Origin of the sequence: Marivirga tractuosa, assembly GCF_042140215.1 — a bacterium.
Classification (GTDB): domain Bacteria; phylum Bacteroidota; class Bacteroidia; order Cytophagales; family Cyclobacteriaceae; genus Marivirga; species Marivirga tractuosa_A.
Genome location: NZ_CP159478.1, coordinates 2,815,065 through 2,827,557, shown reverse-complemented (window position 1 = coordinate 2,827,557; position 12,493 = coordinate 2,815,065). Strand labels below are relative to the sequence as shown.

Genomic DNA, 12,493 nt, shown 5'->3' with positions numbered 1-12,493 from the left:
ATGATAGACGAAAAAGGTACTTCTGAAAATCCGCAGGAAAATAATTCTGAATTGGATAAAGAGAAGGAGCATGTGGATTCCACATCAGAAAATCAAGATGAGGCTGTAACACCAGAGCAAAAAGAAGAAGCAAACTCTACAATAGAAGAGGGTGAAGTTGAAGCTTCAGTAACTGAAAGCAAGGAAGTAGATTCACCAAATGATTCTTCAGCTCAGGATAGTGAACCAACAGCGCAAGCTAATTCTCAAGAGAAACAGGATGAATCTGATAAGGCTAGCTCAGATGATGAGCATGAGGGGCAAGATGAGGACGAAGAACTTCCTGATTATTCCGAATTTAATAAGGAGCAGTTGGTGGAAGCGATCAAAGAAATATCCAAAAGTGATAATTTCAAGAAAGCAGATCGCATTATAAACGAGCTAAAGCCTGTATTTGATGAAATCTATGAAGCGGAAAAGAAGGAAGCTTTAGATAAATTTTTGGCTGAAGGGGGAGAAGAAGCTGATTTTGCGATGAAGCATGATGAGCTAAATGAACGCTTTGAAGCAAATTTCCAGTTATACAGAGATAGAAGAAAGAAACACTACAGGGAGCTCGAACATCAAAAGGACGAGAATCTTAAAACAAAATTAGAGATATTAGATAAATTACGTGAGTTAGTAGATGGAGAAGAAACCATCACCAGCCTAAATGTAATTAAAGAAATACAAAAAGAATGGAAATCAGTAGGCCCAGTTCCAGGAAATCAATCCAAAACGTTATGGGCGAACTACAATGCTCTTTTAGATCGGTATTATGATCAAAGAAGTATTCTTTTTGAATTAAAAGAACTCGACAGAAAGAAAAATTTAGAAGCTAAAATAGAGCTTTGTGTTAAGGCAGAAGAATTAGCACAATCTGAGGATGTTCCTTATGCTATTAAGCATTTAAATGACTTACATGAAGAATATAAACATATAGGGCCAGTTCCTAAGGAAGAACAAGAGCCGCTTTGGCAAAGGTTTAAAGCTGCTTCCGATGCAATCTATGAAAAGCGTAAGGAGTTTGTTAAGAATTTAAAAGAAATTCAAACAGAAAACCTTGAAAAGAAGGAACAGATCATTGAAAAGCTAAAACCATTTTTAGAATTTGATTCTGATAGAATTAAAGAATGGAATGCTAAAACCAAGGAAATTTTAGCTATTCAAAAAGAATGGGAAGCCACTGGCCAAGTACCTAAAGAAAATGCCAAAGAGATCAATAAGAATTTCTGGGGCAATTTTAAGCAATTCTTTGCCAATAAACATGAGTTTTTCAAGCGATTGGACGGCATGCGCGAAGAAAACTTAAAGAAAAAGCAGGAGTTTGTGGAGAAAGCAAAAGAACTTTCTGAAAGCACTGAATGGAATAAAACAGCTGATCAGTTAAAAGGCTTACAGCGGCAGTGGAAAGAAGTTGGGCCAGTACCTGAGAAATTTAGAGAAAGTATTTATAAAGAATTTAAGGCTGCTTGTGATAAATTCTTCGAAAACAAAAGAGCAGGTTCCAAAGATGCTCAAAAAGAATATGAAGAGAATTTAAAAGCCAAAGAAGACATCATTGTTCAAATCAATGGTTTAGAGCCTGGAGATTTGGATCAACTGGAAGCTTATGAACAAGCTTATGGCAAGATTGGATTTGTGCCTAAAGAAGCGATTCAGAAAGTTAAAGAAGACTTTTCAAATGCAATTCAAAACTTTATTGACAAATCAGAAGAAGTATTAAGCGAAGAGCAAAAGGAAAAGGTGAAGTTGATGGCGCAGTTGACTAAAATAATGGCTGGGCCAAATTCTGATCGTAAGTTAAATCAGAAGGAGAACTCCATCAGAAAGAAGATTGCTGATTTGCAGAATGACATTGTCACTTGGAAAAACAATATGGAATTTTTTGCTTCTTCAAAGACTGCAGACAAATTGAAAAAAGATTTTGAAGAAAAAATAGAAGACGCAGAAAAGGAAATCTCACTGTTAAAGAAGCAGTTACGAATAGTTCGTTCGATAGATTGAAAAATTCTTTAATATTTTTCTGAATATGGGTTTGGATTAATAAAAACAGCCTTTATATTTGCATCCGCATTCAGGGATAACAAAAGGTTAAAAACTGAAAAAAGCGTTTAGAATCCGTTCTAAATATATTTTAAGCCTCCTTAGCTCAGTTGGTAGAGCAACTCACTTGTAATGAGTAGGTCGTTGGTTCGAGCCCGACAGGAGGCTCTCTCATACTACAAAAGCCCGCTTGAAATTTCTTCAAGCGGGCTTTTTGTTTTAGGTCCTTTTTTTATGATGAAAAAATAGATTCTACTATTTTTATTTCCGTGCTTATGTCAGACATTCTCAATGTCGGACATTAATCACTAGGCTTACGACTCTTTTGCTTTTCATAGCCATTAAATGTCCGACATAGACTAATCTCATCAATAAACCTAAACAAAGGTAGCCAGAGGAAAACATATAGATGAAAAAAATCAGCTTAATATAATGACTGACATAGACCAGCATCCGTGCTTATGTCGGACATTAAGCAGGGAGCTTTCCCTATTATGGCATTATAGAATTCTGTAGCAGAATGTCCGACATGGGCTAGCCTTATGAATAAACGCTAAAGGATCAGGCTTGAAATTGAAGATTGATGAAAGGATACCGCTGCGATAAAATGTCTAACATGGGCTAATTTCCGTGCTTATGTCAGACATTATCAATGTCGGACATTAATCAGAGAGCTTTCCCCATTATGGCTTTATGGAATTTTATAGCAGAATGTTCGGCATAAGCTGTCTTTATCCATAATTCTTAATGAAGAAAACCAGAAAATATAGCTTGTTGAAAATTATATAGAAAGGGAAGCTCAGAGGGTGAAGTTTGATTTTCTGAAAGCACCTTGATTTTGAAGGAAGAAAGTTGAGGTAAGCTTGATGTTGCTTAAGAAACAAATACTGAAATTTTTGCACCAATTATTAATTCTCTAATTATTAATTACTAATTTAAATCCCTACTTTTGTCATTTGAAAAACATATACATTGATTAGAAATATTACATTATTTATTCTTGTAGCCATACTATTTGCTTCTTGTGTAGGCAACAAACGTTTGGTATATCTACAAAAAGATAATTTACATGAAAATCAGCCCAAAGACACGGTTTTAAGGGAATATGATTTAACCTATCACGATTATAAAATCCAACCGCAGGATATACTTTCAGTCCAATTCAAAAGCATAACCGAAGAGGATTTTGACATCTTCAATGATTTTGGAATGGGTGGTGGAAATATCGGTGGTGGTGGAGGAGCTGGTTTAATAGGTCTAAGAGGAGAATTGGTAGATCCACAAGGTCAAATTGGCTTTCCTGTTGTAGGAAAAATTAAAGTGCAGGATATGACCATTTTTGAGGTGCAAGATACCTTGCAAAGCATAGCTTCTCAATATGTGGAAGATCCTGTGGTGAAAGTACGTTTATTAAATTATAGATTTACAATCTTAGGGGAAGTAAATGCTGAAAGCGTGGTAACTACCCAAAATACTAGGGTAACTTTTATGGAGGCCATAGGAATGGCAGGCGGCCTTACGGAACTGGCCAGTCGTGATAACGTAAAAGTCATTCGTCAAAAAGGGGATAAAGCTGAAGTTTTTTACATTGATTTATTAGAGGAAGAATTTCTAGAATCAGAAAAATTTTATGTCTATCAAAATGATATTATTATTGTTCCACCATTGCGGCAAAGACCTATCAGAAGGTATTACAGTCAAAATTTAAGTTTATTGCTTTCGTCAGTTTCTGCTGTTTTATTTATCGGAAGTTTTTTTGGTTTAAGCGCTACAAGATAAAAGATATTGGATAATCAATTTAACCCATATAGTTCTGATTTTGCCGACCCAAGCATGGGTACTTCATCCACCGAAGGAAGTCAGCTAATTGACTTTAAAAGGGTGCTGTATAAAGTCATTAAATTCTGGTATATTATTGTGATTACATCCTTAATTGCTTTGTCGGTTGCTTATATTATTAATCGTTATAGTACTCGTATTTATCCTGTTACGGCTTCCATCATGATTAAAGAGAATCAAGAGGAAGTAGGGGCTAAGTTTTTATACAATAATGCGATTTCAGATCCTTACAGGAATTTCTACAATGAAATGTATGTCATTAAGTCTTTTCCTCTTATCCGTTCGGCTGTAGAGGAATTAAATTTTCAGGTGGCCTACTATCGTGAAGGAGAAATTAAAAGTTCTGAATATTATAATCCTGATTTTCCAGTTCAAGTAACCCCTGAAAATGGAAGCGAATTACCTTTTGGGAAATCAGTTGGTATTACTTTTTTAAATCAAAAGCAATTCAAACTATCCAATCTATTGCTTACTTCTGATGGCGATGAACAAAAAGAGGAAAAAATTTTTCAGTTTGGAGAGCTAATTCCAATCAATGGCCATAAAGTAATCTTCAATAATCTTGGAGATATTTCCGAAGGAGATCTAAATAAATACTATGTAGTTAGATTTAATGATCCTGAAAGCATTACGGGGCAATACCAATCTAAATTGAATGCCAAATGGGCTGAACAAGGTTCTTCAGTGCTAAATCTGAGTTTGAATGGTCCTGAACCCAGAAAAGAAATTGATTTTCTCAACACTTTTATAGAGAAATATCAAAAGTTGGATATTGACAGAAAAAATCAAACAGCTAGCCAAACCATTCAGTTTATTGACGATCAATTAAATGAGATATCTGATACCTTACAATTCTATGAGGAAAAATTAACAAAATTTAAAAAGAAAAATGTGGTCACCAATATGGATGGGGAAGCATTAAGGATATATGAAAATCTCCGTGAAATTGAAGAAGAAGCAGTGCAATATACTGTGCAAGAACAATACTACAACTATCTTAGAAAATTTTTAAGAGATCCAAATAATGAAATGGATCAGGTAGTTACCCCTCAAAGTGTTGGGATAGAAGATCAGGTAATAGCTGAAATGATAAGTAAGCTGTTGCAATTGGATATTGAAATTAAACGTTTTAAGCAAAAAGATAAAGCAGCCAATCCTGTTTTAGAAGACAAAAAGCAGGAAATGCAGGCACTCCGAACCAATATTTTAAGCAGCATTAAAACTTTGGAAGAAACAAGAGGGATTATGCAGAAATCTGTGAAGCGTCAGCAACGGATTTTGGAAGATCAATTAAAATTATTGCCAGGCTTACAGCAAGACTTCATTAACATTAAAAGAGATTATTCATTTAGAGAGGGTCTATATACTTTTTTAATGGAGAAAAGAGCAGAAGCTGCTATCTCAAAAGCTTCAACCACGAGTGATATAAGAGTTGTGAATCCCCCTAAATTAGCTGGTGGGCCTATTACTCCTAAAACCACGCAGAATTATTTGATCTTCTTAGTTATAGGTTTAATAATTCCAATTGGCTTTTTCATTATTCTAGAGCTGTTCAATAATAAAATTCAATCAAAAGAAGATATTGAAAGAGCAACTTCTATTCAAGTAATAGGAGGGATTGGCCATAAAAAACTACAGGATAATTTGGTGGTATTTCGAAAGCCTCGATCAGCAGTAGCAGAGTCTTTTAGGGCATTGCGTTCAAACCTAAACTTTTATACTGAAGGCAAAGAAAAAAAGATTTTCCTGGTTACCTCCTCTATTTCTGGTGAAGGGAAAACTTTCACCACTATCAATTTAGCCACCGTTTTAGCACTATCGGGTAGACGAACCTTATTGATAGGGGCCGATATGCGTAGACCAAAAATCTATGATGATTTTGATCTTCATAATGACTTTGGCTTAAGTAATTTACTTTCTGGACAGGCTGAAATGGAAGAAGTGGTGCAAACTACTGAAGTTGATAATCTTGATTTACTTAGTGCAGGCCCTATTCCTCCCAACCCTAGTGAGTTATTGATGAAAGATATCATGAAAAATAGCTTGGACAAAGCATTTAAAACCTATGATTTCATCATTATAGATTCCCCACCCATTGCTTTAGTAACGGATGCTTTTGTATTATCAAAATTTGCAGACCATACTATTTTTATGGTAAGGCAAGATTATACACCTAAAGAAGCAGTGGTAGCGGCAAATGAATTGTACACTAAAGGGAAAATTAAAGATATTAGCATCCTTTTCAACGATATCAAAAAAGCTGGGCCTGGTTATGGCTACGGATATGGCTACGGATATGGCTATGGCTATGGTTACGGATATGGCTATGGCAAAAGAAAAGATGGTTACGGCTACTACCAGGAAAGCTAGGTTTTAATTAGTAATTAATAATTAGGGGATTAATAATTATCGCTCTAAGCAGATGGGGTCAGTTAATCACTGATAAAGACTGTAATTACCGTCATTGCGAGGCACGAAGCAATCTAATGCCAGCTTATAGCTACTGAAGATTGCTTCACCCTAAAGGGTTCGCAATGACGCACGGAACAGATGGAGTGTTTGAAATACTGACAAAGATTGTAATTACCGTTCCCGATAAATATGTGACAGGCTATTGCGAGAGCAACGAAGCAATCTGATAGCCAAAGGCTATTTAACAACCACAAAACAAAGCTATTCACGGAGTTTCGCAAAGAAAATAAAGTCAGCCTACGGTCTGACGCATCACGCGTCTGACCGTTACCAGATAAATTCTACACCCTTCCGCCTGCCTTCGGCTGGTGGAAACTACTTCCGCCTCGGGCGGTTTTCCTATGGAATGCTAATTTCCGCTCTTAATGCAAGCAGTAATCTATGCCAGAGGCATTATTAGTCATCACCAGCAAGATGCTGGCGACAGTTATAGAAAAATATTAGCCAACCTATTCCGCATTCGGGAAGGCTATGATTAACCGCAAAGACGCGAACCTGCCTGGCGGCAGACTGGGGCGATAAGGAAATAATGACCAAAAGTTAGCTTTTACAACATTAAAGAAAATAAACAATCTGACAGCCTCAGGCTGTGTTACTAAACACGAAGAGAATAATGCTATTCACGGAGTTTCGCAAAGAAAATAAAGCTAGCCCACGGTCTGACGCATCACGCGTCTGACCGTTATCCTACAAATGCCAGTAATCTGGTTGATATACTAGCAGCTCTATTAAGTAAAAAATAAGAAAAAACAGGTCAAAACTTACATTTGGATATATTTTTAACTCAGTAATTGCAAATTATTATATAAAGTTCTAATTTTATTATTGAGTAGTTATTTTACTCGTTTTTGCAATACTTTATGCAGTTATTTGCATTTAGTATCATAAGAGTTAACATAGGTTTTGCTAAATTAGAGAACATCTATAATTTGATTGTTTTCTACCAATATTAATTCTGTGAGAGCTATCCCCTTGAGGGGATTATAGCGGTGTTCCTTGAGGGGATTATAGGGATGTCGGTTAGTAAAATAGCACTGTGCTAAGTTCCTGAATGGGACTGAAAGGGCGGAGCTTTAGATAATTAGTAATTAATAATTGATAATACTTCTAACTTATACCAAATTTTAACAGCCTATAGGCACAAAGAAGGACAAAAGCAGATTGCTTATTAATACTGGCAAAAACTTACCACTTCTCCTGATTCGTTCCTCTCGGGATCTCCGCTGCGCTACGAAAACCTGTACACATGAAAACTTGCCAACCTGACAACATAAAGTGCTAGACACCCTCATAACATCCAAGACCCGAATAAAGCTACTGCTGAAATTCTTCCTGAATTCGCAGACTAAGAGCTATTTGCGTTCTTTGGAAGGAGAGTTTGGGGAAAGCACCAATGCTATTCGCCTGGAGCTCAATAAATTTGAGGAAGCAGGGATGCTGAAGGCCGATGTGAAAGGCAATAAGAAAGTGTATCAAGCCAATACCCAACATCCTTTATTTGAAGATATCCATAGTATAATTAAGAAATATATCGGGATTGATCGAGTGATCGAGCAGATCATAGGGAAAGTAGGGCAATTGGAAAAGGTATATTTAATTGGGGATTACGCAAAAGGAGTGGATGGCGGAATCATTGATTTTTTATTAGTAGGCAATAATTTTAATTACGATTATATAGCGAATATGACGGGCATAGCGGAAAAGAAAATCGATCGTAAAATAAGGTTTTTGTATATGAACCCGCAGGAGTTTATGGGACAAGTGCCCACTGCGGAGGCAGGACTTTTACTATGGGAGAGTTGATTGACAGCCAAAGGCTGTTAGTTTAACCACTAAGTGCTCTAAGTTTTTCACAAAGTTTCACAGAGAAAAATATTACGAATTAGTTGGCTCATAACGTCATTGCGAATCCCTTTAGGGTGAAGCAATCTACAGTTCGAATAGCAAGCTTGAGATTGCTTCGTTCCTCGCAATGACGAACGAACAAACAGTATTGATTAATGATTAGAGAATTAGTAATTTCCGTCACTACGAACATAATCAATTTAAATCGTTCGTTACAGTGAACAATTTTGCAATAGCTATCCAAATCAAAAATTGATTAATGATATTAATTAATTCCTTAGCGTAAAACTTTGTGGCTCCCGACTTGGAATGAGGAGCAGGTTTGCGAGAGTTTTTATAGTCTGTGACTTTTTTTCTTCGTTTCCTTAGTGTATAACTTCGTGTAGCTTTGTGGTTATTCCGAAAGCTTTCGGAACAGCTTTAGCTGATATTCTCTCAGTGACCTTAGTGAAAATCTTTGAGAAACTCAGTGGTTAAACTTTCACAGCCTATGGCTGTCCTTATGTTTTCCCTGCCGGCAGGTTTTCTCTTTTGTGGTTAAACAAAAAACAGTTTTAGCTGTATTAACATTTTTCAGATTAGACTTCTTGTCGTAAAATAAAGTAGTAACTTTGTAATTACAGTAAAGCAAAAGAATTATGGAAGTTTCAGTTGTAAAGATTGGCAATTCTAAAGGAATCAGGTTTAGTAAGACTATTTTAGAAAAATATAACATAAAAGATAAGGTTGATCTGATTTTAGAAAAAGGACAGATTATTATAAAACCGCTCTCAAAAGCTCGAATGGGATGGGAAGAAGCATTTAAGGAAATGTCCGAGAATAAAGATGATAAATTACTATTTAATGATGTTTTTGAAGATGAAGATCTGAACGAATGGAAATAAATCAGTATGAAATTGTTTTGGTCAATTTGAATCCTACAATCGGAAGTGAAATCCAAAAAACCAGACCTTGCGTTGTGATTTCTCCGAATGAGATGAATAAATACCTGAGAACCATAGTGATTGCCCCGATGGCGACAAGTTCAAAAAATTATCCCACACGAGTGGAAATAAAACATGACAACAAAATCGGTTGGATTGTGCTAGATCAGATCAGAACTATTGATAAACAAAGAATTATTAAGCCTTTAGGAAGACTATCAAAACCCGAGATAAAAGAAGTTAAAAGCATTATAAAAGAAACCTTTGTTGATTAACTATATTTAACCACTTAACCTGTCCCGCACTGCAAGTCGGGAGGCAGGAATCTAAAGCTAGGAAAAAGTTGAATAGAGATTGCTTCATAAAACCCCTTTGTCCTTCGGACATCTCCCCTAATACAGGGGAGAAGCTGGTTCGTGCCTAATATTAAGAGTTTGCTTTAGCAAAATCCAAACTTTAAGAAATAGATGAGAAATACAACTTTTTAAATATAGAGTGTCAATTTGCTCGAAGCAGTTCCCCTCCTTAAAAAAGGAGGGGTGCCCGAAGGACGGGGTGGTTTAAATAATTAACAGAGTAAGGCTGAATTGAACCATGAAAACACCACCCTGTCCCGTACTGAAAGTCGGGAGTCGCAAAGAAAAATAACAAAGAATTAGAGCTTAAAAAAAGTAACTAATCATGGGACAAGACATTATTATAAAGTTGAAAGAAAATACAGATTTAGAATACGCTTTGCAATTTCTAAAGCATATTGACTTTGTTAAGAAAGTCGCTAGTTCTAAGATAAATGAATATGAAATCAAAAAAAACTATCCTTTTATAGCATCTGAAAAATCATTAGCTGAGGATTGGCTAAGTGAAGAAGATGATAGATGGGATGAGCTCTTGAATAATTAGTAATTAATAATTAGAGAATTAGTAATTACTCTATATAGCTTTATTACTTAGAACTTATTAAGACCTTAGAACATCGAAATTAACTTATCGTTTAAACACAAAGAGTATTAGAAGTCTATAAACCTTATCAATAATGAGTGAAATCAATGTAAAAGCTTTGAAAAAAGCACAAAAGAAAGCTAGCTTGAATGCTATAAAGCTTAATAAAGCATTAGGTTTAAGCTATTTGACTGTAAAGAAAGGAATGCTAGTGCATAATGGAGCTGATGGTGAAAAAATAATAGGGAAGCCACTTTACGGTACAAAAAAGGTAGATAAAAGAACTTTTAGAATTCTTGATGAAGAATAAGAAGTTTAGATTATTTGCAAATCCATTGCTTGAAATTCGTACCCAAATCAGAACTTTTCCAAGCTAATCAAGCTTCTATAATATAGAAATTAAGTATATTCAATTATGGAAAATTCATTAAATAATACTCAATTAGAAATCCTTAAGATGTTTCGTTATGATTTGCCACAAGAGCAATGGGATGAAATAAGGGAAATGATTGCTAAATATTTCGCTGATAAAGTTACCAAAGAAGTAGATGCACTTTGGGACGAAAAAGGCTGGAGTGAGGAAACAATGAAGGAATGGTCAAAGGAACATATGCGTTCTAGCAAATGAAAATTGTATTAGATACTAACATAATTTTGATTGCTTTACCTACCCGCTCTCCATACAGAATAATTTTTGATTCACTTTTAGCAGGGAATTTTGACTTATTTTTGAGTACTTCGATTCTATATGAGTACACTGAAATAATTGAAAATAAAACAAATCCAAATATTGCATCTAATTTTGCCGAATTACTATTAGGCTTAAAAAATGTAAAATTCGCTGAGCCTTTTTATCATTGGAACTTAATTCAGAAAGATAAAGACGATAATAAATTTGTTGATTTAGCACTAGCTGCTCAAGTAGATTATTTAGTCACTAACGACAAGCATTTTAACATTCTAAAGGATATAGATTTCCCAAAACTAAACACTATCGGCTTAGAAGATTTTTCCAATCTTTTAAAGAAAGAAAAGTCTGGAAATTGAAAATCTTAGTAACTTTTATCTACTGAATAAATCATAAATTCTCTTTGCGTAAATTTTGCGCCTTAGCGCCTTAGCGCCTTAGCGAGAAAAATAAACAGCCTTTGGCTGTCCTTTTGTTTTCTTTAATTTCTTTGTGGTAAAAAATAATCAGCTTTAGCTGATATAATCTTTGTAAACTTAGTGAATGCTTTCGTGCAACTTTGTGGTTAATCAAAAAACAGCTTTAGCTGTAAAAATATAATCTTAGAAATTTGAAAAAAATATTAGTAACAGGTTCAGCGGGGTTCATTGGCTTCCATTTAACCAGAGCTCTTCTTGAGCGAGGCGATACCGTTATCGGCTACGACAACATCAACGATTACTATGATGTAAACCTCAAATACGGCCGCCTCAACGAACTCGGGATCTCTAGAGAACTCGTTCAAGACCATCAATTAGTCACTAGCTCGCAATACCCGAATTTCCGATTTGTGAAAGCCGACCTTTGCGATAGAGAATACCTATATCAATTATTTGAAGAGGAACAATTTGACCACGTGATTAACCTGGCAGCACAAGCAGGCGTGCGCTATTCAGTAGAAAACCCACAAGCTTATTTAGACGCCAACGTACAAGGCTTTCTAAATATATTGGAAGCTTGCAGACATAACCCCGTTAAGCATTTAGTTTACGCCTCTTCCAGCTCCGTTTACGGTAGCAATACCGCCATGCCATTTTCAGTACACCACCATACCGACCACCCTTTATCACTTTATGCCGCCACTAAAAAGAGCAATGAAATGATGGCGCATACTTATAGCCACTTATTTAATATTGCCACTACAGGCATACGCTTTTTCACCGTTTACGGCAGCTGGGGCAGACCTGATATGGCTCTTTTCCTTTTTGCGGAAGCTATCAGAAAAGGAGAAAAAATAAAGGTTTTTAATCATGGGGAAATGGAAAGGGATTTCACCTATGTGGGAGATATAGTAAATGGCGTAATGGCTGCTATGGATAAGCCCGCTACAGGCAATGCAGCATTTGACACCAATATACCCGATGCCGGCAGTTCCAATGCGCCTTACCGACTCTACAATATTGGCAACAACCAACCGGTTAAACTTCTAGACTATATAGAAGCATTGGAAAAAGCCATGGGCAAAACTGCTGAAAAGGAATTTCTACCCATGCAGCCCGGGGATGTTCAAAAAACTTATGCAGACGTACAGGATTTAATCAATGATTTTAATTATCAACCGAATACTCCATTGGAAAAGGGGATAGGGGAGTTTGTGGAGTGGTTTGAGAACTATTATATAAAGTAGCTTGACAGCCAACCTGTCCTGTATTCATCGGAAAGACTGTGACTAACCGCAAAGACA

At 35.9% G+C, this 12,493-nt stretch carries 11 protein-coding genes and 1 tRNA gene; all 12 read left to right on the top strand.

Features of this window, described 5'->3' with window-relative positions:
* The 12 genes from ABWH96_RS12745 to ABWH96_RS12690 all read left to right on the top strand — a co-directional run bounded on the left by ABWH96_RS12745 (position 1) and on the right by ABWH96_RS12690 (position 12,436).
* Entirely contained in the window at positions 1 to 2,025 is a 2,025-nt protein-coding gene (locus ABWH96_RS12745) for a DUF349 domain-containing protein (protein ID WP_375577914.1), read from the top strand.
* A gap of 134 nt (positions 2,026 to 2,159) precedes the next feature.
* Positions 2,160 to 2,232, top strand: a tRNA-Thr gene (locus tag ABWH96_RS12740).
* A gap of 804 nt (positions 2,233 to 3,036) precedes the next feature.
* Positions 3,037 to 3,843, top strand: coding sequence for a polysaccharide biosynthesis/export family protein (locus ABWH96_RS12735; RefSeq protein WP_375577913.1), 807 nt, complete (start codon positions 3,037 to 3,039; stop codon positions 3,841 to 3,843).
* A 6-nt stretch (positions 3,844 to 3,849) separates the two neighbouring features.
* On the top strand, positions 3,850 to 6,273 hold the full coding sequence (locus ABWH96_RS12730) for a GumC family protein (RefSeq protein WP_375577912.1): 2,424 nt from the start codon (positions 3,850 to 3,852) through the stop codon (positions 6,271 to 6,273).
* Between the two features lie 1,467 nt (positions 6,274 to 7,740).
* Positions 7,741 to 8,178: an ArsR family transcriptional regulator gene (locus ABWH96_RS12725; protein WP_375577911.1), complete on the top strand. Its 438-nt coding sequence runs from the start codon at positions 7,741 to 7,743 to the stop codon at positions 8,176 to 8,178.
* 680 nt (positions 8,179 to 8,858) lie between these two features.
* Positions 8,859 to 9,104: an AbrB/MazE/SpoVT family DNA-binding domain-containing protein gene (locus ABWH96_RS12720; protein ID WP_375577910.1), complete on the top strand. Its 246-nt coding sequence runs from the start codon at positions 8,859 to 8,861 to the stop codon at positions 9,102 to 9,104.
* The gene (locus tag ABWH96_RS12715) at positions 9,095 to 9,418 is read left to right on the top strand and encodes a type II toxin-antitoxin system PemK/MazF family toxin (protein WP_375577909.1); all 324 of its coding nucleotides are present in this window, start codon (positions 9,095 to 9,097) and stop codon (positions 9,416 to 9,418) included. The genes ABWH96_RS12720 and ABWH96_RS12715 overlap by 10 nt, the downstream gene beginning before the upstream one ends.
* A 406-nt stretch (positions 9,419 to 9,824) precedes the next feature.
* The gene (locus ABWH96_RS12710; RefSeq protein WP_375577908.1) at positions 9,825 to 10,043 is read left to right on the top strand and encodes a hypothetical protein; all 219 of its coding nucleotides are present in this window, start codon (positions 9,825 to 9,827) and stop codon (positions 10,041 to 10,043) included.
* 133 nt (positions 10,044 to 10,176) lie between these two features.
* A complete protein-coding gene (locus tag ABWH96_RS12705) occupies positions 10,177 to 10,392 on the top strand; it encodes a hypothetical protein (RefSeq protein ID WP_375577907.1) in 216 nt (71 codons plus the stop codon).
* A gap of 105 nt (positions 10,393 to 10,497) precedes the next feature.
* Complete coding sequence (locus ABWH96_RS12700) at positions 10,498 to 10,710, top strand: hypothetical protein (protein WP_375577906.1); 213 nt, start codon at positions 10,498 to 10,500, stop codon at positions 10,708 to 10,710.
* The gene (locus ABWH96_RS12695) at positions 10,707 to 11,129 is read left to right on the top strand and encodes a putative toxin-antitoxin system toxin component, PIN family (RefSeq protein ID WP_375577905.1); all 423 of its coding nucleotides are present in this window, start codon (positions 10,707 to 10,709) and stop codon (positions 11,127 to 11,129) included. The genes ABWH96_RS12700 and ABWH96_RS12695 overlap by 4 nt, the downstream gene beginning before the upstream one ends.
* 251 nt (positions 11,130 to 11,380) lie before the next feature.
* A complete protein-coding gene (locus tag ABWH96_RS12690) occupies positions 11,381 to 12,436 on the top strand; it encodes an NAD-dependent epimerase (protein ID WP_375577904.1) in 1,056 nt (351 codons plus the stop codon).
* The last annotated feature ends 57 nt before the right edge of the window (positions 12,437 to 12,493 follow it).

What these genes read in the sequence shown, in the direction of transcription:
- ABWH96_RS12745 (WP_375577914.1), top strand. Translation starts at nt 1, where the DNA reads ATGATAGACGAAAAAGGTACTTCTGAAAATCCGCAGGAAAATAATTCT.
- ABWH96_RS12720 (WP_375577910.1), top strand. Translation starts at nt 8,859, where the DNA reads ATGGAAGTTTCAGTTGTAAAGATTGGCAATTCTAAAGGAATCAGGTTT.
- ABWH96_RS12715 (WP_375577909.1), top strand. Translation starts at nt 9,095, where the DNA reads ATGGAAATAAATCAGTATGAAATTGTTTTGGTCAATTTGAATCCTACA.
- ABWH96_RS12710 (WP_375577908.1), top strand. Translation starts at nt 9,825, where the DNA reads ATGGGACAAGACATTATTATAAAGTTGAAAGAAAATACAGATTTAGAA.
- ABWH96_RS12705 (WP_375577907.1), top strand. Translation starts at nt 10,177, where the DNA reads ATGAGTGAAATCAATGTAAAAGCTTTGAAAAAAGCACAAAAGAAAGCT.
- ABWH96_RS12700 (WP_375577906.1), top strand. Translation starts at nt 10,498, where the DNA reads ATGGAAAATTCATTAAATAATACTCAATTAGAAATCCTTAAGATGTTT.
- ABWH96_RS12695 (WP_375577905.1), top strand. Translation starts at nt 10,707, where the DNA reads ATGAAAATTGTATTAGATACTAACATAATTTTGATTGCTTTACCTACC.